The organism is Streptomyces apocyni (genome assembly GCF_009739465.1).
Lineage (GTDB): Bacteria > Actinomycetota > Actinomycetes > Streptomycetales > Streptomycetaceae > Streptomyces > Streptomyces apocyni.
Map to the genome: position 1 here is coordinate 55,394 of NZ_WHOM01000050.1, position 25,520 is coordinate 80,913.

Here is a 25,520-nt window from a genome sequence, read left to right on the forward strand (position 1 = left end):
CCCGGCCGCGGCCGGGGGACCGATCCAAGCCCGAGAGGGAGCACACGATGTCCGCGAACTCTGACCACGAACACGCCCCACACGAGTCGGTCCACCGCGCGTGGCTGCTGGAGCGGCTTTCCCACTACCTGGGCCGCCATGTGGACGAGACCGTCTCGTTCTACGAGTACGGACTGGACTCGGTGGCCGCGCTCAGCCTCTACGGAGACGTGGAGGAATCTTTCGGCCCGATCATCGAGCCCGGCGACATCTGGACGTATCCGACCGTCCGGGAACTCGGCCGCTATATGGAGCTGCGCGACCTGAGCCCCCGGTCCGGGCAGGTGCGGGCGGCCTTCGTGTTCACCGGGCAGGGCAGCCAGCACCCCGGCATGACCTCCGGGCTTTACATGAACTCCACCGGCTACCGCGGCTACCTCGACGAGGTCTCCGAGATCCTCCAGCCGTTCACCGGCCTGTCCATGGTCGAGCTGATCCTCGGCAACGACCCGCGCATCCACCAGACCGCCTTCACCCAGCCCGCTCTGTTCGCCGTCGAGTACGCCCTGGCCAAGACCCTGCAAGAGGCCGGAGTGCAGCCGGTGGCGGTACTCGGCCACGGCGTCGGCGAGTACGCGGCCGCCACCATCGCCGGGGCGCTGACCCTGGAGGACGCGGCGAAACTGGTGTCGCTGCGGGGCGCGTTCATGCAGTACCTGCCGTCAGGTGGCGGCATGATGGCCACCTGCGCGGCCCCCTACGAGGCGGCCGAACTCGTCGCCGACGAGCCGGGCGTAGGCATCAGCGCCATCAACGCGGCGCGGGCCACGGTGCTCGCCGGCGAGGTGGCCGGACTCGAACGCATCCAGGACCAGCTGGAGGCCCGGGGCATCGCCTGCCGCCACCTGACCGTCACGCACGCTTTCAACTCACCGCTGATGAACCCGATGCTGCCCAAGTTCGAGTCGGTGGCCCGCAGGCTGTCCGGGGTCGCCGCCCGGCTGCCCTTCTACTCGACCGTGTACGGCCGGCTCACCACCGAGCCGCTCTACGCGCCGTACTGGACCGAGCAGATCACCGCGCCGATCCGGTTCGCGGACGCGGCCAGGAGCCTGCTCACCCAGCAGACGCCCAGCCACGTCGTGGAAGTCGGCCCGCGCGTGGTCCTCACCCCGTTCCTGCGCCGGATGGGCGGCAGCGATGGACCTCAGTGCATCGCGCTGTGCAAGGGGCCGCAGAGTGACGCGGTGGATCTGGCAGGGGTGATATCGGCACTGGACGCGGGTCCACTGACCGCCGCTCTGGCGGGAGCCTGAGATGACACCGCCGATCGCACACCCGCTGCCCGCCGACGGACCCCGCGGACCCTGGGGGCCCATCAGCGACGAACTCGCCCGCTCGGGAAACGTGGTGGTCTACGGCGTACTGTCGGCCTGGGTGCCCAAGGGCGCCCACCAGGCGCGCCCGCTGCTCGGCCGGGACTGGAACCGCTACGAGACCCTGGCCCACCCCAAGATGCGCGAGCGGTTCCTGGCCTCCCGGCTGCTGCTACGGCACACCGCGGCCGCGGCGATCGACACCACGCCCGACCTGGTGGACCTGGCGTACCAGCCGGGCGGCCGCCCGTTCGTGCGCGGCTGCGACCAGATCGACGTCAGCCTCAGCCACACCGAGGACCTGATGGTCGTCGGCATCACCCACAGCGGCCGCATCGGCGTCGACGTCGAACTGGCCGACCGCAAGCTGGCCGGTACCGGCTCCGAGCTCCAGGCCTGCACCCCGTTTGAGAAGCGGCAGCTCGACGCGGGCGGGGACGCGGTGCGCAACGACAACCTGGTGCGTATGTGGACGCTGAAGGAGGCGTACAGCAAGGCACTCGGCCAGGGCCTGCGGTTCCGTTTCACCGAGTTCGGCTTCGCTCTGAACGAGTCCGAAGGCGCCACGCTCGTACGGCCTGACGGCACCCCGGTCGGCGGCCAGGAGTGGCGGTTCGGCACGTTCGGCGTGGACCGGTACGTGGTGAGCGTGGCGGTGCACGACACCGGCTTCGGCTCGCGCGGCGACCTCTCCGTAGGGACCACGCTGGACGAGGGGATGCTGGACGCGCTGCTGGGGGGCCCTCCTCAGGGAATCCAGCCGACTTCCTGAGCCCGGCGGATGGCGTCGATGCGGTTGCGCGCGCCCAGCTTGCTGACGATCGCCGTGAGGTAGTTGCGGACCGTCCCCTTGGTCAGGAACAGACAACCGGCGATCTCGGCGGCGTCGGCTCCCCGCGAGGCGAGCCGCAGCACCTCCAGTTCCCTGGGAGTGAGCGGATTGTCCGGGGAGTCCCAGGCGGTGAGGGCGAGCTGCGGGTCGACGACGCGCTGTCCGGCGGCCACGGACCGTACGGCCAGCGCGAGTTGGTCAGGAGGCGAGTCCTTGAGCAGGAATCCGGAGACACTGGCGGACAGGGCGCGCCGCAGCGTCCCCGGTCTGCCCAGGCTGGTCAGGATGAGGGTCCGGCAGCTGGGCACCTGCTCATGCAGCTCGGTGGCCGCGGTGAGTCCGTCCGTACCCGGCAGGTCGATGTCGATGATCGCGACATCCGGCCTGGCCTCCAGCGCGGTCTTCACGATCACATCGCCGCGGTCTACCGAGGCGACGACCTCCAGGTCGGGCTCTAACTGAAGCAGAGCGACCAGCGCGCCGCGCACCATGTGTACGTCTTCGGCGAGCAGGATCTTCACGGACAACACTGGCAACCCCCGCGGTAATCAACGCCGTCTACCTCAGGCCGCTCTTATCGCGGACGCCCCGGCGGAGACCCCCGCCCCCGCCCCCGCCCGAGCCTGCGCCGCGGCCTCGTCCTCGGTCCGTGGCCTGAGCGGCGCCCGGGCCTCCAGCTGGAAGATCCCGTCCTCCAGCGGACCGGCCGTCAGCTGACCGCCGATCGCGGCGAACCGCTCCCGGAGGTTGTCCAGGCCGCTGCCCCCGCCGTGCCGCAGCGCGGAGACTTCCCGCCGCTCGTCGGCCCCGTCGTTCACCAGCCTGAGCACAACCGATTCCTCTCCCTCGATGGTGGCCGAGATGGTGCAGGAACGTACCTTGCTGTGCCTGAGGATATTGGTGACCCCCTCCCGCAACGCGGTGGCCAACACCGTGTCGACAACGGGATGGAGTCGACCACAGTCTATGTCGACCTCGGCCTCCACCTCCGCCGCGGCGAGTACGGATTCAGCCGACACCCCTTCGTCGCGCAGCGACATGTCCCGGTACCCACTGGACACCAGCCGCACATCCCCCAGCGCCTGCCGCGCCACTTCGAGTAGCGAGGTGGTCTCCCGCTGCGCCTCATCGGGGCTGGCGGCGATCAGCCGCCGCACCAACTCGCCCTTGAGCGTGATGGCGGAGAGGCTGTAGCCGAGCAGGTCGTGCAGGTCGCGGGCGAAGCGGAGGCGTTCTTGGCTTACGGCCATGCGGGCCAGTTCGGAGCGTGAGGCGAGTAGTTCGTCCATCAGGACGGTGAGCTTGGTGAATCCGTAGATGACGAGCGTCGCGAGCACGCTGGACTGTACGAGATAGATGGCGTACAAACCGGTGGGGGCAATGTTGATCGCGAGTACCACGGTGTTGATGAAGACGAGGCCGTAGCAGATCAGCGCTGGCTTACGAGGCAGCATCAGCAGCAGTGATCCCCCTAGGAACCCCCACATGGAACCCCACATCAGCCCGTAGGCGATCGTGGGCACAGCGGTGATGGCCGCCTGCAGGCAGAGGAGGGCGACTTTGCGGCGTAGGGGCCAGGAGGGCGCCGCGCGCGAGGAGTGGATGACCTGCATCGTCACCAGCGCGACCACACAACCGATGGAGATCGTGGTCTTCCGTGCGTCGGCGTATTCGCCCACCACGTTGAGCACCATGATGAGCCCGTAGCAGAACACCGCGAAGACGGTGATGAACCGAGCCAGTCGGGGAACGGGCAGCTCCCCGACTGCCGGGGTACTAGCTGACGTGCCGCTTGCTGCCCTACCAACCGGCCGCGCAATCACGTGACGACTCCTCGACGCAGACGTGGACTGGCGTGAATGGTAGGGCTATTGCCGAGGTGGAACCACAGTCCTGGGCGTTTCCGCTCTCACAGGAAGAGCGGGATCGGGTTCAGATCGGCGTACTGACGAGACTTTTCGACGCGACCGAGAGTGACCGGTACATCGAAGAGGCGCCCCGGAGCGAACCGGGCCCAGAAGTGCCGGAGTCCGGGGACGATCACCTTGACTACGGGAAGCTCCACGTCAGGGCGCGTCTGGTCGAGCACGAGGAGTTCCATCCCGTGACCGCGTGCGAGGCTTTCACAGGTTCTGACGTCCTCCTTCAGGTCTGGTTGCGGCGAGTAGCCGTAGGTGCTCGGGGTCCGGGCCGTCAGGCCGGGGTCCGGGACCAGGTATGGCTGATTCTGTGTGGTCGCGGTCGTCCACCAGGACATCAATTCCGGGTCAGAAAGCGCGTACCCGGTGTTGTTGAATGCTGCATGGAGAACTGCGGGAAGTGACTGCGTCATTTCCGTGACCGCGCGCCGCAGGGCGATACGCGGATCGAAGTGGGCGCCGAATCCCAGCGTGATGTCCTCGGTGGGCTTGTCATGGCGCCGTGAGATCGCCGCCATCGCGGGAATTCCCAGATCCGCGGTGAGATCGAGGACCCACAGCGTCCGGTTGACTCGCGCGTAGGCCTCGCGGGTCGCGGCGAGCCAGGGTTCGTCGAAGGCGTCCATGTCGATGGCGGGCTGGCGGGTGCGGTTGTACCACCACAAGGCGACCGCATCCCGCTCCACCAGCTCCAGGAAGCCCTGGACGACGGCGTCTTCGATGCTGCTGCCGGCGGCGTTGCCGTTGGAGTCGGCCCAGGGGCCGTTCGCGGAGGAGCCGATGTCCCGGCAGAAGTACAGCATCGAGGTCGGCAGCAGCTTGTGAGCGTGCTCGGTGAGCGACCAGACGGGCGTCCAGTCGGTGGGCCGGTCTTCAGGGAAGGGCGCGCATACCTGCTGGAAGGCCGAGTTGCGGGCATTCCAGTGCTCCCGGTCCCGGAACTGGCGCTCGTCGAACAACTGGCACGCGTTGGGATGGATGGCCCGGTCACCGAGGCCCCGCAGGCTGTCGTACACCACGGGCTCGTCCCCCTGGCGGGTTGCGCAATAGCGCTCCACCCCCTCACACAGGGCTCCCGTCTCGGCTTCCGTCGAGGTAACTCCCTTCCCGGCACTGCAACTGCGTAGCCCGCCTCGCAGGGCGTCGAGCGAGTGCCCATTGAGCGCGAGGTTCCTGCCCGACACATAGCAGTTGAGCCCGTTCGGCAACCTGTCGTCGCGCTTGACGTCGCTGACAATGCCGGTGACCGGGCTGACCAGGTGGCGGTAGCGGGCGAGCAGGTCCTCCGGAGCGATGGCCCGATGACTGCCCTCCCAGGACGCCTTGGGGCGGGAGTTGATCGCCACCGGCTGCCATCCTCGGGAGGCCATCAGACGCACGTCACCGCACTCCGGGCACTGGGGGCGCCGCCTGACCGGATGCGCCCTGACGGCCAGGGTCCGGGTGTCCAGAGTGAACAGCCCTTCATGCAGGTCGCTGTAGGCCCCGGCGAGCCACTTGGCGGTCTCCAGGACCGCCATCTGCACGCCGATGGCCCGCCCGGCCGCGAGCGAGGCCGCTGGGCAGGCCATTGGACCACTGATCCCCAGCGCCCGCTGGGCCGGGAGCTCGGCGTGCCGCTGGGCTCGTATTCGGTGCGTGAGACAGGTCCAGCAGGGGCCGTCGTCAGGTACGAAGACGGGCCCGACCCACGGAGTGGGGCCGCCGGGTGCGGCAAGTAGCCAGGGGCGCCGCTCCGCGCGGTGCCAGGCGTCGACCGCCCGCAGCTCGGCCGCGAGGTAGTCGTCGCACAGCACCAGTGACAGCGCGCACGTCTCGTCGTCCGCGCCTTGGTCAGACACCGTCAGGCCGGACTCCTGGCAGGCCCTTCGAGTCAGTGAGGCGTCCACGTCGCCGACGGTGATGACCTGAACCTGCTTGTCGGCCAAGGACCGCGTAGCGGCTGAGGCGTCGACACCCAGCAGATCCCAGTACGCCAGCGAGGCGAGGTCCGTCTCGCTGTCAGGAGCAGTTACGTGGTAGCCGATGAGACCGGCCTCAGCGAGCTGACGCAGCACGCGGCCTGCTGTGACGGCAGGCACCGCCGCTTCCCGCAGGAGTGCGGGAAGCGTGCGGGTGCCGTCGAGGAGCGGGGCGAGTGCCTCTATCTGGTCGCCGTGCAGCACCTTCACCCCGTGTGGGGAGAGCACATACACGGCGTCGCCCGCCACGACCTCGACCCGCAGGTGGCGCTTGAAACCCACGCGGACGGTGGGAGTCGGATTCGCGGCCATCAGTGCTGCAGGGGCGGGTACGGAAGGGGCATGGTGCAGTCGCAGACGGTGCCACCGCAACCCGCTGCCATGGCGCCCTCGACGCTCGAGAGGTCCTCGATCACCAGGCTCCCTGCGCCCGGCGCGTCCTGGTCGCCGTGACCGGAGTACACCGGCTCCGTCGCCGAGAGCCCGAACTCGGCGAGCACCGAGACCGGATCAGTGGTGTACCGCTCAGCCAGCGAGGGCTCAAGCCCGGTGCGCGCGGCGAGCAGGGCGAAGCGCTGCTCTTCGGTGAGTTCGTCCGTGCCGGTGCGAGAAGGTGCGACGATCGTGGTCGTGCTCGTGGTGGTTCGCATACGAAGATCCCCCATCTTAGACGTTCGTACGGATGTAGAGCTTTCGTTCGACGTCTCGCAGGGTTGGATTCTGAGCGGCGCCCCCCGCGCCGCCCAGTGTTTCCGTCACCACCCGGGCATGACATTTTCATACGCCGCTTCGTGAGCCGGTCACTGTGACTCCACGGCTCCTGGTGCGAGGCTCATTCGACGCTCAGGTAAGTCAGCCCCGAGGAGGGGTCGACCGACAACTGCGCGAACGAGGGAGCGCACAATGGAGATCAAGATACTGGGACCTCTCGCCGCCCGCGAGAACGGAGTTTCGGTGCTGCCCACCGCGGCCAAGCCGCGGCAGATTCTCGCGTTGCTCGCTCTGCAGGCCGATCATGTCGTCACGGTACCGACTCTGATGGACGAGATCTGGGGCGAGAAGATCCCGCGCAGTGCCGCGACCACCCTGCAGACCTACATCCTCCAGCTACGCCGCAAGATCGCGGCGGCTCTGGACGGCGACCCCGGCAGGGAGGCCAAGGACGTGCTGATCACTCAGCACGGCGGCTATCTGCTGCAGGTGCAGCCGGGGCAGGTGGATGTCCAGGAGTTCGAGCAACTCGCGGCGTCCGGACGGCACGCGCACGAGGCGGGCGACCACCGGGTCGCCTCCGAACTGCTCGGCAAGGCGCTGGGCATGTGGGACGGCAGGGCACTCGTCGACGTACGGGTCGGCTCGGTGCTCGAACTGGAGGTGCTGCGGCTCGAAGAGGACCGGATGGCGTCGCTGGAACTGCGGATCGACTCCGACCTGAAGCTGGGACGGCACGCCGAACTGGTGCCTGAACTCCGGGTCCTGTCAGCCAGGCACCCCATGCACGAGAACTTCTGCGCCCAGCTGATGACCGCCCTGCATCGGTCCGGGAGCGCCTGGCGGGCGCTGGAGGCCTTCCAGCGGCTGCGTGGCAGCCTCGTCGACGAGCTGGGTCTTGAGCCGTCGCCACGGCTGCAGCAGCTCCACCAGGCGGTGTTGTCCGCCGACCCCGGCCTCGACCTCAGGGCATCCGTCTAGAAGTCAGAGGTCCTGAGAGTCAGAGGCTTTACGGAGCCCGTGCCACCGACGACAGTCCCCGGGCCTGGGTCGACCTCCCGTTGTCCCCAGGCCTGGGTTGACGTGGGTTGACCGGGCTGACCGGGCTGACGGGGGTCACGTGTGGCCGCCGCCGGTACGGGCGTGACCTGGGCCGACGCGCCCCCGCCGACGGTCCGCGCTCAAGCGGCCTTCGAGGGGGCGTTCCTACGTTCGGCCGATGACTCTCCTCGATGACCTCTCGGCCCTCCCCAGCGTCCCCCAGCTACGGCTGTGCACCGACGAACTGCGGCGCCTCAAAGAGGAAGTGAGCCGCGCCTGCCCGGTCGCCACCCGCCGCCAGCACGACAAGAACAAACTCACCGCCCATGAACGCCTAGAACTCCTCTTCGACCAGGGGACGTTCACCGAGATAGAACCGCTGCGCAGGCACCGCGCGACCGGCTTCGGCCTGGAGGACAACAAGCCGTACGGCGACGGCGTCGTCATCGGCTGGGGCCTGGTGCACGGCCGCACCGTCTTCGCGTACGCCCATGACTTCCGCGTCTTCGCCGGCGCGCTCGGCGAGGCGCACGCCACCAAGGTGCACAAGGTGATGGACCTGGCGGAGTCCGCGGGCGCCCCGCTGGTCAGCCTCAACGACGGGGCGGGCGCCCGCATCCAGGAAGGCGTCACCGCGCTCGCCGGGTACGGCGGCATCTTCCGCCGCAACGTCGCCGCCTCCGGAGTCATCCCGCAGATCAGCGTGATGCTCGGCCCGTGCGCGGGCGGCGCCGCCTACTCACCGGCGCTCACCGACTTCGTCTTCATGGTCCGCGAGAGCTCCCAGATGTTCATCACCGGGCCGGATGTCGTCCAGGCCGTGACCGGCGAGAAGATCACCCACAACGGCCTGGGCGGCGCCGACGTGCACGCCACCACGTCGGGTGTGTGCCACTTCGCCTATGACGACGAGGTCGAGTGTCTGACCGACGTACGCTTCCTGCTGTCGTTGCTGCCCGCCAACAACAGGGAGGCGGCCCCGGCCGAAAGCTGCACCGACCCGGCCGACCGGCGTACGGACTCGCTGGTCGACCTCGTACCGGCCGACCCTGGACAGTCGTACGACATCCGGGACGTCATCGAGGAGATCGCGGACGACGGCGACTACTTCGAAGTCCACGAGGCCTGGGCGCGCAACGTGGTGTGCGCGCTGGTCCGGCTCGACGGGCACCCGGTCGGCATCGTCGCCAACCAGCCCGCCGTGCTCGCCGGTGTGCTGGACATCCACGCCAGCGAAAAGGCCGCCCGCTTCGTGTCGACCTGCGACTCCTTCAACATCCCGCTGGTCACGCTCGTCGACGTGCCCGGCTTCCTGCCCGGCGTCGACCAGGAGCACAGCGGCATCATCCGGCACGGCGCCAAGCTGCTGTACGCGTACTGCAACGCCACCGTGCCGCGCATCTCGCTGGTGCTGCGCAAGGCCTACGGCGGGGCGTACATCGTGATGGACTCCCGCTCCATCGGGGCCGACCTGTCCTTCGCCTGGCCGACCAACGAGATCGCCGTCATGGGCGCGGAAGGCGCGGCGAACGTCATCTTCCGCCGCGAGATCGCGGCATCCGACGACCCCGAGGCGGTCCGGGCGCAGCGCATCAAGGAGTACAAGTCCGAGCTGATGCACCCCTATTACGCCGCCGAGCGCGGCCTGGTCGACGACGTCATCGACCCGGCCGAGACCCGGTCCGTACTGATCCGCTCGCTGGCCATGCTGCGCGCGAAGCAGGCCGAAATCCCCGCGCGGAAGCACGGGAATATCCCGACATAGGCGGGTGCATTGGGTGGTCCACGCGGACGCGAGTGGCCATCGAGGGCACAGCCGTTCCATGACGGAACCGGAAACGGCGGCACGCCACAAGCGGGCGGTCGACCGGCCCGGCCGGCCGGGGAGTTCACGACCCCGAGCCCCCCGGCCGCCGTACCGCACCAACGCAGCAACACACCAACGCGCAGCACACAGCAGCACCCCACAGCAGCACCCCACAGCCGAGCACCACCCGGCAGCGTCACGGACGAAGGGATCGACAGTGGCCCGCACAGTTCCAGCCGGCCGGCGCCCCAAGCGGCAGCCGACCCCGTCGAAGTCGAAGGTGAGGCGGTGACGATGCGCAGAGTGGCCATCACCGGTCTTGGCGTCGTGGCGCCCGGCGGGGTAGGCGTCAAGGAGTACTGGGACCTGCTCACCGAGGGGCGCACCGCCACCCGCACCATCAGCTTCTTCGACCCCTCGCCGTTCCGCTCCCAGGTCGCCGCGGAATGCGACTTCGACCCGAAGGCCGCGGGCCTGAGTCCTCAGGAGATCCGCCGCCTCGACCGCGCCGCGCAGTTCGCCGTCGTCTCCACCCGGGAGGCGCTCGCCGACAGCGGCCTGGACATCGGGGCCATCGACCCGACCCGTACCGGCACTTCACTGGGCAGCGCGGTCGGCTGCACCACCAGCCTGGAGCGCGAATACGTCGTGGTCAGTGACGGCGGTCGCAAGTGGAACGTCGACCACGAGTACGCGGTCCCCGAGCTGTACCGGCACTTCGTGCCGAGCTCGATGGCCGCGGAGGTGGGGATGGCGGCCCGGGCTGAGGGACCCGCGGCCGTCGTCTCCACCGGTTGCACCTCGGGCCTGGACGCACTCGGCCACGCCGTGGAGCTGATCCGCGAGGGCACCGCCGACATCATGATCGCGGGCGCCACGGAGGCACCGATCTCGCCGATCACCTCGGCCTGCTTTGACGCCATCCTGGCGACCACGCCGCGCAACGACACCCCGGAGAGCGCCTGCCGCCCCTTCGACCGGACCCGCAGTGGCCTGGTACTCGGTGAGGGCGCGGCCGTCCTCATCCTGGAGGAGCTGGAGTCCGCCCGGGCCCGCGGCGCGCACATCTACGCCGAGATCGCGGGCTTCGCCGCCCGCTGCAACGCGTACCACATGACCGGGCTCAAGCCGGACGGCCGGGAGATGGCCGAAGCCATCGACGTCGCCCTGGACGAGGCCCGGATCGACCCGACGGCGATCGACTACATCAACGCCCACGGCTCCGGCACCAAGATGAACGACCGCCACGAGACAGGGGCGTTCAAGCGCAGCCTCGGCGACCACGCCTACAACACCCCGATCAGCTCCATCAAGTCCATGATCGGGCACTCGCTGGGGGCGATCGGCTCCCTGGAGATCGCCGCCTGCGCCCTGGCGATGGAGCACTCCGTGCTGCCCCCCACCGCCAACCTGCACGATCCCGACCCGGATCTGGACCTCGACTACATCCCGCTGACCGCCCGCGAGAAGCGCAGCGACGTGGTCCTCAGCGTGGGCAGCGGCTTCGGCGGATTCCAGAGCGCGATGGTGCTGGCCCGTCCGGAGAGGAGCGTCTGATGAGCACGAGCACGAGCACGAGTACCGGTACGAGCACGAGTACCGGTACGGGCACGAGTACCGGTACGGGCACGCGTACGCGCACGGTGGTGACCGGGCTCGGCATCACCGCGCCCAACGGCCTCGGCACCGAGGACTACTGGCGGGCAACGCTCGCGGGCGAGTCGGGCATCGGCCCGGTCACCCGCTTCGACGCCAGCCAGTACCCGTCCCGTATCGCCGGTGAGGTTCCCGGCTACACGGCCGAGGAACACATCCCCAGCCGACTCCTCCCGCAGACCGACCACATGACCCGGCTCGCGCTCACCGCCGCCGACTGGGCGCTCGCCGACGCCGGGATCGACACCTCCCAACTGCCCGAGTACGGCATGGGGGTGGTCACCTCCGCGTCCGGTGGCGCCGTCGAGTTCGGCCAGCGTGAGCTGGAGAACCTGTGGAGCAAGGGCAAGGAGTACGTCAGCGCGTACCAGTCCTTCGCCTGGTTCTACGCGGTCAACACCGGCCAGATCTCCATCCGGCACAAGATGCGCGGCCCCAGCGGCGTCCTGCTCAGCGAGCAGGCGGGCGGCATCGACTCGATCGGCCAGGCGCGTCGGCACGTCCGCAAGGGCTTCCCGGTCGTGGTCTCCGGCGGGGTCGACGCGGCCGTCTGCCCCTGGGGCTGGGTGCCGCAGATCGCCTCCGGGCTGATGAGCACCGAGGACGACCCGGCCCGCGCCTTCCTGCCCTTCGCGGCCGACGCGAGCGGCTACGTACCGGGTGAGGGCGGCGCGATCCTCGTCGTCGAAGACGCCGCGTCAGCGCGCGAGCGCGGCGCCGAGCACGTGTACGGCGAGGTCGCCGGGTACGCGGCCACGCTCGACCCCGCCCCCGGCTCCGGCCGCCCGCCGGGGCTGCGCCGGGCCGCCGAGAACGCCATCGCGGACGCCGGACTGACCCCCGAGGACATCGACGTGGTCTTCGCGGACGCCTCCGGGGTGCCCGCGCTCGACCGGGCCGAAGCCGAGGCGCTGACCGGGCTGTTCGGGCCGTACGGCGTACCGGTCACCGCGCCCAAGTCGATGACCGGCAGGCTGCTCGCCGGTGGCGCGGCGCTGGACGCGGCCACCGCGCTGCTCGCCCTGCGCGACGGGGTGATCCCGCCCACCGCGCCGGTATCCGAGGCTGCCCCCGAGTACCAGCTCGACCTGGTCACCGGAGCGCCGCGCGAGCGGGAGCTCCGTAGCGCGCTGGTGCTCGCCCGTGGCCACGGCGGCTTCAACGCGGCCCTGGTCGTACGGCAGCCCGTGCCCTGAACGCCCCGCGAGCGGGCCGCGCGTACCGGCCCCTCCCTGAGCACCGGCCGAGCCTTGCGGACCGGTAGTTACCAAATAGCCGACCAAGCTGACCGAGCTGACCGAGCTGACCGAGCACTGGAAGGACACCCACCCATGACCTCCACCACCTCCACGACCACCACCGCGGTCACTCTCGCCGACCTGACCCGGATGCTCCGCGAGAGCGCGGGCGAAGAGGAGGGCGTCGACCTGGACGGCGATGTCATCGACACCCCGTTCATCGACCTCGGCTACGACTCGCTGGCCCTGCTCCAGGTCATCGGCCAGATCCAGCGCGAATACGGCATAGAGATCCCGGACGACGCGGTCGTCGACGCGGAGACCCCGGGCGCCCTGCTCGCCCTCATCAACGCCGGCCAGCAGTCCGCTGCCTGAGCCGGTACACGGCCGCCTCGCCCACCTTCCCCCGTAGGCGAGGCGGCCGTTCACTTCCCTGACTTCCCACTTCTCCCAACCGCTCGGGGCAGACCAGTAGAACCGCGGACTAGCAGCAATACCAACGGAGGGAAACCATGTCGCTCACGGCGTACAGCGCGGTGATCCGCAGGCTGGTCGTCAGCCCCGGGTCCGGCGCGTCAGGCCGGGCACCGGTCGCGGCGTCCGCCGCGGCTGTCTCGGCGGTCCTGCGGGCCTTCGGCCGCGCCCCCGAGCAGCTGCCGACCCGTACCGTCGTCTACGTCGGCGCCACCGCGCCCGACCCGGCCCTCGCGCCGGAACACGAGGGCTGTGAAGTCCGTACGGCCTCATCGCCGGGCCGTGCGCTGCGCCTGGCCCACCAGGAACTCCAGGACGGCACCGCCGACTTCGCGCTGGTCGCCGGATTCGGCGAGCCGGACCCAGACACCATCACGGTGTACGCGGTCAAGCGCGCCGCCGAGGCGATCGCGGACAACGACACCGTACTCGGCACCATCGACCCCACCGCGATCGCCGATCCCGACATCACACCCCCGCTGCGCGCCCTGCACTACGGCCGCCGGGACACCAACCCCTCCCACCACCGGCTGCTGCTCTGGTCGGGCCAGGACCTCCAGGACGAGAAGCGCGTCCGCGGCGAACTGATGCCGCTCCTCGGCGGTCTGCACAGCGAGGCGTTCCCGGCCCTGCCCACCGCCGTGCCCTGCGGCTCCAAGCCGGGCCCGGTCCGTGGCGCCGCCGTCACCGTCGCACCGCTGTCCTCCGCCGCCGTTCACAAGGCGCGGCCGGTGACCGTACGCGGCGCCCGGCCCATCGCGCTGCTCTTCCCCGGCCAGGGCTCCCAGCACGCCGCGATGGCCGCCGGACTCTACCGGCGCGAGCCGGTGTTCACGGCGGCGGTCGACGCCGCGCTGTCCCACATGGACGGCGAGGGCGACCGGATCAGGGCGGACTGGCTCAACCCGGCCGCACCCCAGATCCCCATCGACGACGTACGCCGCGCCCAGCCACTGCTCTTCGCGGTCGACTACGCACTCGGCCGCCTCATCCTGAGCTGGGGCGTCAAGCCCGCCGCGATGCTCGGCCACAGCGCGGGCGAACTGGTCGCCGCGACCCTGAGCGGGGTGGTGTCGCTGCCCGACGGGGCCGCGATGATGATGGAGCGCGTCCGCCAGGCCGTACGTATCCCGGCCGGTGGCATGCTCGCCGTAGCCGCCACCGAGGACCAGCTACGCCCCTACCTGACGGTGGACGTGGCGATCGCCGCGGTCAACGCCAACCAGCAGACGATGCTGGCGGGTTCGGCCGAACCCCTGGCCGAGGTCGAGCGGCGGCTCCGGGCCGACGGCCTGACGGTCGTCAAGGTGCCCGCCACGAGCCCCTTCCACTCCCCAGCGATGGCCCCCGCCTCAGACGCCGTCGAGTCGGCCTACCGCACCATCCCCCTCCGCGAACCGACCCTGCCCCTCTACTCCGGCTACACCGGCGACCTGCTGACCCCGCAGGACGCCTTGAGCCCGCGCTTCTGGGCCCGCCAGATAACAGACACCGTCTACTTCAAACAGGCCCTGGAATCGCTCCTCGCGGTAGACGACATGCTCCTCATCGAAGCGGGCCCACGCCAGACCCTGACCGCCTTCGCCCGCAGGCACCGCGCGGTACGCCTGGCCGCCAGCGCCGCCATCCCCCTGCTCCCCTCCCGCCCAGGCACGGCGGAGGCCGACCGCCAGTCGGTACTCAGCGCGGCATCCCGCCTGTGGACCGAGGGCCACGACCTGGACCTGGTAGCCCTCTCCCGCCTCTGGACCTGGAGCGCCGAAGGCACCCCCACCCCCGGCCAGACGACCCCGAACGCGCCCGGCCCCCGCCCCCTGGCGACGGCGACGGCCTGACGCACTCGGCCCGCCGCGTGCCTCAATGAGGTCAGGTCGCCGCGCCTGCGGCGAAGACGAGGACGATCACGGTGAAGTACACGGCGTGGACGGCGGTCGCCGTGCGGAAGCCGAGGGCTTTGACGAACCAGGTGGAGGCCGCGCCGATGAGTGCCGCGATGAGTGCCGCTATGCCGTACTCGGCGCTGGAGTCGCCGGGGGACTCCGCTCCGGGGTCCCAGCCGACCAGGCCGACGATCCCGACCCAGGGGACGAAGAACGCGAGCGTGTCGAGGGCCAGGAGGAAGGCGGTCATTCCGGCCTCCGCCCGGGAGGTCGGCGGCTGGTCTTGGCTGGTGGTGGGGGCGTGGGGCTTGGTCATGAGAGGCGTTGTCCTGAGCGGTGAGCGGTGAGCGGTGAGCGGGTTGTGGCGGAGTGAGGCAGGGCCCCCGGGATTCGGGGGCCCTGCCGGTGTGCTGGCGTTACTTCACGTTACTTCGCGTTACTTCAGGCCGCGTTCCAGGGCGTCGGCGTAGAGCCGGGCGCCAGCGGTCTTCGGGTGGAAGGACTTCATGGACGGCTGTGGCGCGGCGTTGTCCGCGTCGCTGCGTCCGGTCATCACGACACCGTGGATCGACTCCGGGTCTCCGCAGATCGCCTTGCCCTTGAACTCGGGCGCGGGGTCGATGAACACCGACCCGGTGGCGTCAGCGGCTGCCTTCATCTGCTCGGTGAGCAGCGGCGCGACCGTGTGGTTCATCCACGCGACCTCCGCCTTGTCGATGTTCGGAACGCAGGTGCCGTCCAGCAGCGGCGGGTAGCCCATCAGGACCACCTTCGCCTTCGGCGCTCGCTTCTTGATCTCGGCGAGGGTCTTCTGCACCGCCGGTTTGACCTCTTCGGTGATGATGCGGGGGACTTCCTTGTGCATCGGCTTCTCGTCCAGGTAGCCGTTCGGGCAGGTGATACCCGGGATCACACACGCCTGGATGATGTTGGAGAACCGTGCGTCGTTGCCACCGATCGCGATGGTGACCAGTGAGGTGTTCTGGTCCAGGTATCCCAGATCGATCTGCGGCAGCGAGTCGCCCCACTGGTTTCTGCCGCCGGGGAGCACGTTGTACGTGCGCGCCCCGGAGCAGGCGATGAAGCTCAGGTCCACGTCCTTGCTGTGCGAGTCGGAGAGTTCACCGATCGACTTGGACTTGCCGGGGAGCTTCGCGACCCGCGCCCAGGCCAGCTTGGACCGGTGGCAGGCGTTGCGGATCTCGGTGTCGCCGATCTTCTCGGAGTAGTCGGTCTCCTTGAAGTAGTCGTCGCCGTCCTTGGTGGAGGCACCCTCGCCCGACGCGAAGGAGTCGCCCATGCCCACCACATGCGTGGGCTTGCCCGGCAGCTTCTGGAACGCCACGTTGTCCCAGGCCACGTTCACCGAGTTGCCTTCCTCGGTGATGTTGGACAGGGACACCTTCGGTGTGCCGGTGAACTTGAAGGTTCCCAGCGAGACCCAGCGGTTCTCACGCGTACGTTGCGGGGCGACCCGGACCGGAGACGTGGAGTCGGTGCCGTGCACGGTGTACGTCGCCTGCTGGCTGCGGGCGCCGATGTTCGGCATGTGCACCATCACCCGGGCCCACCCGTCGATGTCCTGCCCGTAGGTCCACGTACCGGTGACCTTCAGCCGCTTGGCGTCGGCCGAGGACGCCTTGTGGGTGTTGGAGAACCAGAAGTGGTTGCCGCGGCCCGCGCCGAGCTGGTGGAGGTCCATCTTCGCCGACGGCGAGGCGTAGTCGAACTTGAAGGATCCGGACGTCTGCGCGGTGTCCGAGCACCTCCTGAAATCCGCACCCGCGATGCGCTGCCCGGAGTTGAGGTTGTCGACGATGCCCGTTCCCAGGGGCAGGTTCTGCGCGCAGGACGGCGGGTGGGAGTTGCCGTCGGCCTCCTCCTTGTAGGAGTCGTTGAACCGCAGCAGCTCGAAGCCGCACTCGGCCTTCGTGCAGTCCTTCCACTCGACCGGCTCGTTCCACCAGCACTTCCAGTCGCCGCGCTGGCACGGACCCTGGGCGGGAGAGTCGTTGGACGCGCCCTCCTTGATCTTCTTCGGGTCGCAGTCGTTGCGCAGGTTGCAGAACAGGTCGACCGGAGGCTTCGCCTCGGTGCGGTACTTGTTGGACGTCCACCAGGCGGGGCGGAAGCCGTGCACCAGCTTGCCCGGCGCCTCCAGCGCCTCCAGCGGACGCGCCGCCCAGCCGATCACCTTCTCCGGGTACGGCCAGTACTGCGGCTTGGCGGCGTGCGAGTACTCGTCACCGCCGTTGGAGTTCTCCAGGAACGGGGTGCGGTTCGGCTTGTAGGTGGGGTTCGCCGGGTTGTTGGCCCAGCCGACGCCCCACTTGCCGTCGTTCGAGGCGGCCTGGGACTTCGGGTAGAAGCCGGAGTTGTACGCCCACAGCGCGAAGAACCAGTTCTCGATGCTGTTCGGCGCGCCGTTGTTCACGGTCATGCCCGCGTCGTAGGTCTGGTTCCACTTGTCGGCGAGGATGTTCACACCGAAGGCGATGTTCGCGCTGTAGTCCAGCGCGATGGCCTCCTGCGTACCGCGCGGCAGCGACGGACGCACCGTGCCGTTCTCGTACGGCTTACCCGGCAGCCGCATGCCGTCGGTGACCTGGGTGATGCCGTAACCGCAGTCGGCGGCGGCCCACTTGATCGCCCACGGGTCGTTGACCTCACCGTGCGCGTTGTGCTTGATCCCGTAGTAGTTGCCGATGAGGCTGTTGGCCGTGACTCCGGGCGCGGCGAATCGGGTCGCCTGCCACATGTTGGATTCCTGGGCGGTGATGCCCAGCATCACCTGGGCCGGGATACGGCCGCCGCCCTTGAGTTTGGTGAGGCCACCGGCCAGGGCCTGCGGGCTGTAGGCCCCCATGCCCATGTTCTTCCAGTTCGCCGGACGGCGGATGTGCTTGTCCAGGTTGTTGGTGATGGCCTGGTCCACCGCCCACTCGACCTGGCGCGGCTTGGGCTGGAACGCCTGCTTCTGCGGGTTGCCGCGCTCCACGGCGCAGGTGCGCACGCTCTCCGGCTCGGCGATCGACGTACGGAGCGTGGGCGCGGCGCTCGCGGACTTCGGGGAGTTGGTCCCGGCCTTCTGAGCGCTGGTCCCGGACTTCGGGGAGGTGGCCGCGGGGCGCGCGGAGCCACCGGTCAGGGCCGGGGACGGGGCGGCCGGGGCGGTCTTGTCGGCGACCGGGGTGCCGGCGGGGCTGGCCTCGAACACCGGCTTCTTGCCCGTGGCCAGGTGCTTCATGTCGATCCGCGCGGTGCGGGCCGTCAGCGCCTCTTCGGGGCGGATACGGGTGTCCTTGCCGTCGGCCCAGCTCGCCTTCACGGCGGCGCGGCCGAGGGTTGATACCTGGGCGCCCTTGTCGATGCCGCCCGGCATGGCGACGGCCTTGGGCAGGGTGGCCGCCCGCTTGGCCTTTCCGGTGACGAAGACCTTTCCGCCAGCGGTCGCGGACAGGTCGAAGTCGGTCAGGCCACCCTCGGCGAGGGTGGTGGCCTTCGCCTGTGCGGGTGCGGGTGCGGCTGCCGGTGCCGACTTCCGTACGAGTGCCGACTGTTGGGCCGTCGCGGGAGCCTTCTTGGCCCGGGCCGCGCTCCGGCCCGCCAGCTGACCGGCGTCCAGGCGCTTCACATAGCCGCGTGAGGCGCTGCGGTCGAGGAAGGTCACGCCGCCTTCGGCGTCGGCCGTGACCTGGAACGGGACGTTGTTGGTCCGGGTGAGCGCCGTTCGCTTCCCGCTCTTGTCCAGCTTCACCAGGCGTGCGCCGTCAGCGGCGACGAAGCCTCCGTTGACGGGAACGGCCGAGGTGACCTGCCCGTCCAGCTTGAGCGGAGCGCCGGTCTTGCCCGTGGTGGCGTCGACGCTGATGAGCCGGGTCTCGTTCTTGTCCGATGTGGCCTCATCGGAGAACTGGGACAGCACCGCCTGGTTCCCGGTCCCGCAACCCGGCGAGAAGTAGGCCAGGCTGACCGTGTGCGGCAGCTTGGTGACCTTCCCGCTGTCGAGGTCGACGGTGGCGGCGAAGGCGCCCCGGGCCATCAGGTTCGGCTTGTTGGTGAACGTACGCGGGGCGTACGTGACCACGGCGTGGTCACCGTCGCCGGTGACGCAGGCGTTGCCGATCCAGGTGTCGGTGTCGAATCCCTCCTCCGCCAGGGACGCGGCGGTCTTCCACGCGTAGCCGGTCTTCTCGTCGGCGATGAGCAGGTGGAAGCCCGTGCCGTCGCCGGACGTGGTCCACGCCCGGTCCCCGGAGCGTCGGTAGTCCTTGCCGAGGGTGGCCGAGCGCTCCTTCTCCGGGATCTGACGGGGTTTCGCCTCTTCGTCTCCGGCTCCGGCGTCGGAGACGACGCCGGAGCGGGGGGCAGGGGTTGGTGTCGGGGCCTGGGTGTCGGACCAGCCGTTCGCCGCCCCTGGGGGCGGCGTGGGTTCTGCGGCCAGTGACTGCTGGACCAGAGGTCCGGCCACCAACAAGCTGGTGGCCGTGAGAACCAGGGGTACCCGCAGTCGCCTGGATACGGACGTGCGTATCACTGAGGAAACTTTCTCTCTACGGTTCACGGCAGGACGCCAGACCGCACGGCGCCCCGGGGTGGGGGCAGGGGTGCGGTCCGGCGCGCTGGCGGTGACCGTAGGCTCGGTGTCTCTCCGAGCGGTCTCGACCACGCCGAAACGAACTTGCAGAGGCTCACCTGACAATGGAAAAATGGTCTGGGCCAGCCTCTTGTGAATCGCCTGACCCGCGATTCACGTAAGGCGGGAAGTGTGACGCAGATCATCATCACGTGGGGGGATACGTGAGCAGTTCGTCTTTGCATGTAACCATTCAGCTTCTGGGGCCAGTTACCGCCATGTGTGGCGACGACGTAAGAATCCCTGTTCAAGGGCAACGTCAGCTGAGGTTCCTCGCCAGCCTTTCCCTGAATCCGGGGCGGATCGTGGAAAAGGGTTCACTCATCGAGGATTCCTGGGACGCGAACCCGCCGAGAACGGCGTCTAGTCAACTGCAAAACAGCGCCTGGATGATTCGCGACGCCTTTGAAGGTGTGGGCGTCGACCGTGGAATTCTTGATTCGCACAGCCTTGGTTACCAACTGCGGCTTCCCGCCGCACAGATCGACGTCTTCGCGTTCCGTGACGTGATGGGCGAGGTGCGGGAGTTCTGTGAGGCGGGGGAGTACCAGTCCGCTTCCACGCGACTCGACGAGGCCCTCGCGATGTGGCGAGGGGCGGCACTCGCGGACGTCACGTCCCTGCGGATGCGCGCCCGCGCGGAGACGCTGGACCGTGAACGGGTCGCCGCGTGGGAACAGCGTGCCAGGATCGATGTGCGGCTGGGACGCCATGATGAAGCCATCGCGCGGCTGGAGCGGCTGGTCGCCGATGACCCGCTGCGCGAGGATCTCTACGTAGGCCTGATGCACGCCTACTACGACGCCGGACGCCAGGCCGACGCGCTCGCCGTCTTTCACCAGGCCAAGCGGACGCTGATGGACGAGATCGGCATCCTGCCGGGGCGGCGGCTGCGGGACACCATGCAGGCGGTGCTGGACCAGAGCCTCCAGCTCGCCGCGTAGTCCAGGGCGAAGGACGCGAGAGGGGCCGGAACGCTGGAGCGTTCCGGCCCCTTCGGTGTGCTTCCGCGTACTTCGTCGCTCAAGAGATCTGAAAGAGAGTCAGATGGATAGCCTGGCCATCGCTGGCCAGTGATGTCATCACATCAGAACTCCGGCCATCTGAATAGCGCTGTACTTTCACAGGAGAACCTCCGTGCACATACGCACCCGTGCGTCCATAGCGGCCGTCGCATTCGCCGTCGCCGCACCTCTGCTGGTCACTACGTCCGCGTACGCCGACAGCCCTGTTCCCGCTGTTCCCGCTGACGCTCCCGCTCCCATCTCCGGCACCGCCACTCCGGAAGAGGAGCGGGAAGTGCGCGAGGAGCTGAAAAACGCGCCGAAGGTCGACATGTACTACAACGGCGAGAAGGTCGACCCCAAATCGGACGACCTCAACGGCGCCCAGGTGTGTGCGGAGGTTTCCGAGGACGGCACCATGGAGTGCTTCGACACCGAGCGGGAATCCAACAAGCAGCTTGCCAAGCAGGCCCCCACGGCAGAGGCCCGGATGGGTGCCGCCGCCCTGGCCGCGTCCACGCGCAAGTACGAGGACTGCCCCAACGGCTGGGTGTGCCTGTGGCAGGACGCCAACTACTCGGGTCGGCGCCTCCAGTGGCCCACGTACGCCGAGTCGAAGACCCGCCACCTCAACCAGTACAGCCCCAGCTTCCGCGACAAGGCTACCTCGGCTTACGTGAACCGTCCGCAGCGCGGGGTGTGGCTGTACGACTTCCGTACGGGAATGCCCGACCCGAAGCTGGTCCTCGGCGCGAAGTACTCCCTGTGGCCCAACTTCACGAAGTACGACTACCCTTACGGCGGCAACTGGAACGACAAGGCGGACGCCATCAAGTTCTGAACCCCGTGCGTTCGTCAAGGAGCTCAGAGATGCGCGTCTCCGTTCCTGTACTCGGCGCAGTCGTCCTGGCCATCGGCCTGACCGCCGGATGCGCGTTGATCGAGACCGTCCCCGAGGGCGAGTCCGCGGACAGGTCGACCCTTCCCTCCGACCCGGACAAGTCGCGGTCGAAGAAGCAGGCCGCCGACTTCCGTACGTGGGTCAGCACCCACGGAACGGACGAGCAGAAGGAAGCGGCCACCCGGGTACAGCGCGTCATCGGCGAATGGGACGCGAAGACGGGCAACGCCTATGTCTCCACCGACATCAACGGTGGTCCGACCCCCGTCGAGGACGGCATGGCGGCTGCGGCTGCCGTCGCGTCGGCCTTCGATGACTGGAAGGACCCGGAGCAGGGCGGCTCTGTCTCGGTTTACGACGTCTTCGGCAACGCCCTAGTCGTCAACCACAAGTTCTAACGACCGACCGCAGGTCCGGTGGGGGCTGCCAACAGCCCCCACCGGACGCGCGACCGTTCGGCTCAGATGTCGCCGTCGGCCGCGTACGTGGTGAACGCGGCCCAGGCGGCGGGTGAGGTGGTGAAGGGGCGAAGGCCGCTGTCTTTGGAGTCGCGGACGTGGACTGCGGTGGGCTGCATGGCGACCTCGACGCAGTTGTCGCCTCCGTCTCCGCTGTAGCTGCTCCTGTGCCAACTCAGCTGTGTGGCAGTGAATGCCGTCCAGGCGGCGGGGGAGACAGTGAAGGGTCGGAGGCCGCTGTCTTTGGAGTCGCGGACGTGGACTGCGGCGGGCTGTACGGCGACCTCGACGCAGTTGTCGCCCTCGTCACCGCTGTAGCTGCTCTTGAACCAGTTCAGGTCTTCGGTGGTGCTCATAGGGCTCCTCGCATCTGTTCCAGCAAGCTCACCGTAGCCCGACAATCCATGGCCTGGGAACGCAACTTGCCTTGACGCTCACCCGCCTAAAGGCGGGCGATTCCCACCGGGCCGCCGTTGTTAAGCAGCGGTCGTAGGTGGTTCCTGCTTCATCACCCACCGCCCGGCCTGCCGGGTCTTACACGGGCTCCACGAGGCGTTTTACGTGTCCGGGCGTCCCTCGGCCACGAGTGTCCGTCCTTCGCGACGGATGTTGATCTCGGCGTTCTCGTCTCTGTCGTGGTGCGCACCGCAGGAGCACGTCCAGGCTCGGATCTTGAGCCCTTCCAGTCCCTTGGGTCCCTCGATCGACCCGCAGCGCGAGCACAGTTGGGTGGAGGGGAACCATCGGGAGACCTTGACGAAGGTTCGTCCGTACCTCGCGCACTTGGCTTCGAGGGTGCGGGCGAACATGCCGAGGCTCTGGTCGTGCACGCTCTTGCCGTGGGTCTTGGCCATGCCCTTCACCGCCAAATCCTCCAGGTAGACCGCTTGGCTCTCACGGACTATCCGGGTGGTCTCCTGGTCGATGAAGTCGCGTCGCTGGTCAGCGATACGGGCGTGCTCCTTTGCTACGACGAGCTTGGCCTTCCTGCGGTTGTTCGAGCCCTTCTGACAGCGGGAGAGCTTGCGCTGAGCGCGGCGGAGCTTCTTCTCCTGACGCCGGAAGAACTTCGGACTCGCGACCTTCCGGCCCCGCAGCACGGCGTAGGAGGACAAACCCAGGTCGATGCCAGTATCTGTCTCCTCAAGGTCCAGCTCAGGCAGGGGCTTGTCCTCTGCCTCCACTACGAACGAGCAGAAGTACCGCCCGGCCGCGTCCTTGATGACCGTCACGGACGACGGGTCGGAGGGCAGCTCTCGGGACCAGCGCACCTCGACATCACCGATCTTCGGAAGCCGGAGATTCCCTTCCTTGGTGATCGAGAAGCGGGCAGCTCTGGTGAACCTGACGGCCTGGCGGCTGGTCTTCCGCTTAAACTTCGGCGGCTCCAACTTCGGACCCTTGCGGGTGCCCTTGAGTGAGGCAAAGAAGTTGCTGTAAGCGGTCTGGAGATCCCGAAGAGAGGACCGGAGTAGGACCGCCGACACCTCGCCGAGCCATTCACGCTCAGGCGTCTTCTTGGCCTCGGTGATGACCTGCTTGGCCAGCGCGACAACCGACGGAAGAGGCTCGCCCTGCTTGTAGGCGTCCTGACGGATACGCAGCGCGTCGTTCCAGACCACGCGGGCGCACCCGAACGCCTTCGCCAGTTCGATCCTTTGCCGGGTGCTCGGGTACAGCCGGAACTGATACCTGAGCTTCATGCCGCCAGCCTAGTGGCACAATGGCGGCGTGATCAAGTTTACGCTTCGCGCACCCGAAGACCTCTGGGAACGCCTCACCACTCAGGCCGAGACAGACCGGCGGTCCCTCAACTCTGAGATCCTGCATCTGCTTGAGGTCGCTCTCACCACCGTGGGCGGAGACGACGAATCGTCCTGACGGCGATTCGTCTTTCCCTGCCCTGCTACGCGGGAAAGGCGGCCGCCTTTCCCGTAGCCGTAAGTGTGTTCGCGCAGCGGTTCGCCGCTACGCGGCTCGGCGCGCGCCGGGCGCGGTGTGTCGCCGCGCACCAGGTGCACGACTGGGGCATCCCGCACGGGACGCCGCTCGCCCACGACGTGGCGCTGCTCGTCGCGGAGCTGGCGGCCAACGCCGTGCTGCATGGGCGCGTCCCGGGGCGGGGCTTCGAGCTGCGGCTCGCCTACGAGCACGAGACGAGTGTCGTACGCGTCGATGCGGCCGACACCCACCCGACACTGCCCGAGCCGAAGACCATCGCGGCCGACCTCGATCGCGGCCGCGGCCTGCACCTCGTCGCGGCCGTCGCCGCCCGCTGGGGCGTGGCCGAACGTACCGGTCCCGGCAAGACCGTCTGGGCGGAGACGGAGCCGCAGCGACTCGGGGGTCTCACAGAGGTCTCACGGAGAGCTGAGGGGGTCTGAGCGGGCGGGAAGCCGCTGTACGATCCCGACTCGGGGGACCTGTCTGGTGGAGGGGACATGGGGGGCGCGGACAACGCCGGGGGCGGCAGCAGCGCGGGCGGCAGCAGCGCGGGCATAGGCTCGGGCTTACAGCGGGCACAGGTCTTCCTGTGCCTGGCCACGCTGCTCTACCGGGGCAGTCATCTCATGATCGGCCTCGTCGCCGTCGTCCAGCACCAGCGGGACCGACCCGCCGCCTGGGTGCTGCTGGCCGTCGCCGTGGCGTGCAGCGTGCTGGTGCACGGACTGGCCCGTGTCCGGGGCTGGTTCGACCGTCGGGCGGTCGCCGTCGACGTGCTGGTCACGGGCTGCGCCCTGCCGTTCGCCGCGTACGCCTGGGCGGATACCCGGCAGGCCCCGGCGATCGCCTGGACGATGGTGCTCGGGGGTTCGGCGAGCGCGGTGGCCGCCGTGACCTTTCGCCGCTGGGCGGCGGCCGTCGGTGCCGTACTGCTCATCGCGCTCACCCATGTCGTGGGCTACCAACTCGTTGAGGCTGAGGTGGCCGTGGTGGGGGGTCACCTCAACGCGATTCTGTCCTCCGCCGTCATCACCCGGGTCTTCTGGTGGTATCTGCGGCGTCAGGGCAGACTCCTGGACGCCGCGACCGAACAGGCCATGCGGGCCGAGGCCGGGCGGGCCCGCTACGCCGAGCGCATCGCCCACCACCGCGCCCTGCACGACACGGTCCTGGCCACCCTCACCACCATCGCGCACGGCGCCGTAGACGCCAACGCGCCCGAGGTACGCCGACGGTGTGCCCGGGAGGCCGCCTATCTGCGGCGGCTCGTCCAGCAGAACCCCGACGACGACGCGGCCACCCGGCAGGACGTGGGCGCCGCCCTGGAGGGCGCGGTACGTGAAACGGAGGAGCTGGGCCTGCGCGTCACCACCCAGTACCACGCCCTGCCCACCGTGCCGCCCGACGTCGCCACCGCCTTCGGCGACGCGGTGCGGGAGGCGCTCAACAACGTACTGCGCCACTCCGGCACCGGCCGGGCCTTCCTCACCGCCACTGGTGACGACGGCCATTTGCTGGTGACGGTCGTGGACCAGGGGGCTGGTTTCGACCCGGGGCGCGTCACGGTGGGGGCCGCCGGGGGATTCGGGCTGCCGCGCTCCGTACACGCCCGGATGCGCGACAGTGGCGGAGCCGCCGAGGTCGACAGCGCCCCGGGCGAGGGCACCTGTGTCGCCCTGCGCTGGCCCGGATGAGGCGGATGA

At 69.0% G+C, this 25,520-nt stretch carries 22 protein-coding genes; 14 read left to right on the forward strand and 8 right to left on the reverse strand.

Annotated elements, in window-relative coordinates; translation table 11 throughout:
- Nucleotides 1-47 precede the first annotated feature (47 nt).
- Both GCN81_RS12755 and GCN81_RS12760 read left to right on the forward strand, forming a co-directional pair.
- Nucleotides 48-1,295 carry an acyltransferase domain-containing protein gene (locus tag GCN81_RS12755; protein WP_156724678.1) on the forward strand — a complete coding sequence of 416 codons (1,248 nt, stop codon included), beginning with the start codon at nucleotides 48-50 and terminating at the stop codon, nucleotides 1,293-1,295.
- Between the two features lies 1 nt (nucleotide 1,296).
- A complete protein-coding gene (locus GCN81_RS12760; RefSeq protein WP_156724679.1) occupies nucleotides 1,297-2,127 on the forward strand; it encodes a 4'-phosphopantetheinyl transferase family protein in 831 nt (276 codons plus the stop codon).
- On the opposite strand, the gene GCN81_RS12765 is transcribed toward GCN81_RS12760, so the two are convergent.
- From GCN81_RS12765 to GCN81_RS12780, 4 genes are all read right to left on the reverse strand, one after another.
- Nucleotides 2,103-2,714, reverse strand: a complete 612-nt coding sequence (locus GCN81_RS12765) for a response regulator transcription factor (RefSeq protein ID WP_197287599.1) — start codon at nucleotides 2,712-2,714, stop codon at nucleotides 2,103-2,105. The genes GCN81_RS12760 and GCN81_RS12765 overlap by 25 nt on opposite strands.
- A 36-nt stretch (nucleotides 2,715-2,750) precedes the next feature.
- Complete coding sequence (locus tag GCN81_RS12770; RefSeq protein WP_231626679.1) at nucleotides 2,751-3,902, reverse strand: sensor histidine kinase; 1,152 nt, start codon at nucleotides 3,900-3,902, stop codon at nucleotides 2,751-2,753.
- A gap of 194 nt (nucleotides 3,903-4,096) precedes the next feature.
- Entirely contained in the window at nucleotides 4,097-6,349 is a 2,253-nt protein-coding gene (locus tag GCN81_RS12775) for a TOMM precursor leader peptide-binding protein (RefSeq protein ID WP_325065104.1), read from the reverse strand.
- A 29-nt stretch (nucleotides 6,350-6,378) separates the two neighbouring features.
- Nucleotides 6,379-6,717 (reverse strand): hypothetical protein, encoded by a 339-nt coding sequence (locus tag GCN81_RS12780; RefSeq protein WP_156724682.1) that lies wholly within the window; start codon nucleotides 6,715-6,717, stop codon nucleotides 6,379-6,381.
- Between the two features lie 253 nt (nucleotides 6,718-6,970).
- Here GCN81_RS12780 and GCN81_RS12785 point away from each other — a divergent pair, with 253 nt between their 5' ends.
- From GCN81_RS12785 to GCN81_RS12810, 6 genes are all read left to right on the forward strand, one after another.
- The gene (locus GCN81_RS12785; RefSeq protein WP_156724683.1) at nucleotides 6,971-7,759 is read left to right on the forward strand and encodes an AfsR/SARP family transcriptional regulator; all 789 of its coding nucleotides are present in this window, start codon (nucleotides 6,971-6,973) and stop codon (nucleotides 7,757-7,759) included.
- Nucleotides 7,760-7,997: 238 nt separating this feature from the next.
- Entirely contained in the window at nucleotides 7,998-9,584 is a 1,587-nt protein-coding gene (locus tag GCN81_RS12790; RefSeq protein WP_156724684.1) for an acyl-CoA carboxylase subunit beta, read from the forward strand.
- Between the two features lie 336 nt (nucleotides 9,585-9,920).
- Nucleotides 9,921-11,183 (forward strand): beta-ketoacyl-[acyl-carrier-protein] synthase family protein, encoded by a 1,263-nt coding sequence (locus tag GCN81_RS12795; RefSeq protein ID WP_156724739.1) that lies wholly within the window; start codon nucleotides 9,921-9,923, stop codon nucleotides 11,181-11,183.
- Nucleotides 11,183-12,478 carry a ketosynthase chain-length factor gene (locus GCN81_RS12800; RefSeq protein ID WP_156724685.1) on the forward strand — a complete coding sequence of 432 codons (1,296 nt, stop codon included), beginning with the start codon at nucleotides 11,183-11,185 and terminating at the stop codon, nucleotides 12,476-12,478. Before GCN81_RS12795 ends, GCN81_RS12800 begins: the two co-directional genes overlap by 1 nt.
- Before the next feature lie 135 nt (nucleotides 12,479-12,613).
- Complete coding sequence (locus GCN81_RS12805) at nucleotides 12,614-12,895, forward strand: acyl carrier protein (RefSeq protein WP_156724686.1); 282 nt, start codon at nucleotides 12,614-12,616, stop codon at nucleotides 12,893-12,895.
- A 137-nt stretch (nucleotides 12,896-13,032) separates the two neighbouring features.
- Nucleotides 13,033-14,829 carry an acyltransferase domain-containing protein gene (locus GCN81_RS12810; protein ID WP_231626680.1) on the forward strand — a complete coding sequence of 599 codons (1,797 nt, stop codon included), beginning with the start codon at nucleotides 13,033-13,035 and terminating at the stop codon, nucleotides 14,827-14,829.
- A gap of 31 nt (nucleotides 14,830-14,860) precedes the next feature.
- Here the strand turns inward: GCN81_RS12810 and GCN81_RS12815 are convergent, their stop codons facing one another.
- Nucleotides 14,861-15,190, reverse strand: coding sequence for a hypothetical protein (locus tag GCN81_RS12815; protein WP_156724687.1), 330 nt, complete (start codon nucleotides 15,188-15,190; stop codon nucleotides 14,861-14,863).
- A gap of 120 nt (nucleotides 15,191-15,310) precedes the next feature.
- Nucleotides 15,311-19,345 (reverse strand): GDSL-type esterase/lipase family protein, encoded by a 4,035-nt coding sequence (locus tag GCN81_RS12820; protein ID WP_231626681.1) that lies wholly within the window; start codon nucleotides 19,343-19,345, stop codon nucleotides 15,311-15,313.
- Nucleotides 19,346-19,923: 578 nt separating this feature from the next.
- Here GCN81_RS12820 and GCN81_RS12825 point away from each other — a divergent pair.
- From GCN81_RS12825 to GCN81_RS12835, 3 genes are all read left to right on the forward strand, one after another.
- Nucleotides 19,924-20,454 (forward strand): AfsR/SARP family transcriptional regulator, encoded by a 531-nt coding sequence (locus GCN81_RS12825; RefSeq protein WP_231626682.1) that lies wholly within the window; start codon nucleotides 19,924-19,926, stop codon nucleotides 20,452-20,454.
- Nucleotides 20,455-20,647: 193 nt separating this feature from the next.
- A complete protein-coding gene (locus GCN81_RS12830; RefSeq protein WP_156724688.1) occupies nucleotides 20,648-21,355 on the forward strand; it encodes a peptidase inhibitor family I36 protein in 708 nt (235 codons plus the stop codon).
- Between the two features lie 29 nt (nucleotides 21,356-21,384).
- Nucleotides 21,385-21,813 (forward strand): hypothetical protein, encoded by a 429-nt coding sequence (locus GCN81_RS12835; RefSeq protein ID WP_156724689.1) that lies wholly within the window; start codon nucleotides 21,385-21,387, stop codon nucleotides 21,811-21,813.
- 62 nt (nucleotides 21,814-21,875) lie between these two features.
- Here GCN81_RS12835 and GCN81_RS12840 read toward each other — a convergent pair whose 3' ends face one another.
- Nucleotides 21,876-22,229: a DUF397 domain-containing protein gene (locus tag GCN81_RS12840; protein WP_156724690.1), complete on the reverse strand. Its 354-nt coding sequence runs from the start codon at nucleotides 22,227-22,229 to the stop codon at nucleotides 21,876-21,878.
- Nucleotides 22,230-22,430: 201 nt separating this feature from the next.
- Complete coding sequence (locus GCN81_RS12845; protein WP_156724691.1) at nucleotides 22,431-23,576, reverse strand: RNA-guided endonuclease InsQ/TnpB family protein; 1,146 nt, start codon at nucleotides 23,574-23,576, stop codon at nucleotides 22,431-22,433.
- 28 nt (nucleotides 23,577-23,604) lie between these two features.
- On the opposite strand from GCN81_RS12845, the gene GCN81_RS12850 reads away from it, so the two are divergent.
- The 3 genes from GCN81_RS12850 to GCN81_RS12860 all read left to right on the forward strand — a co-directional run bounded on the left by GCN81_RS12850 (nucleotide 23,605) and on the right by GCN81_RS12860 (nucleotide 25,511).
- A complete protein-coding gene (locus GCN81_RS12850) occupies nucleotides 23,605-23,754 on the forward strand; it encodes an Arc family DNA-binding protein (RefSeq protein ID WP_156724692.1) in 150 nt (49 codons plus the stop codon).
- Nucleotides 23,755-23,819: 65 nt separating this feature from the next.
- Nucleotides 23,820-24,257: an ATP-binding protein gene (locus GCN81_RS12855; protein WP_156724693.1), complete on the forward strand. Its 438-nt coding sequence runs from the start codon at nucleotides 23,820-23,822 to the stop codon at nucleotides 24,255-24,257.
- A gap of 57 nt (nucleotides 24,258-24,314) precedes the next feature.
- Complete coding sequence (locus tag GCN81_RS12860; protein ID WP_156724694.1) at nucleotides 24,315-25,511, forward strand: sensor histidine kinase; 1,197 nt, start codon at nucleotides 24,315-24,317, stop codon at nucleotides 25,509-25,511.
- The last annotated feature ends 9 nt before the right edge of the window (nucleotides 25,512-25,520 follow it).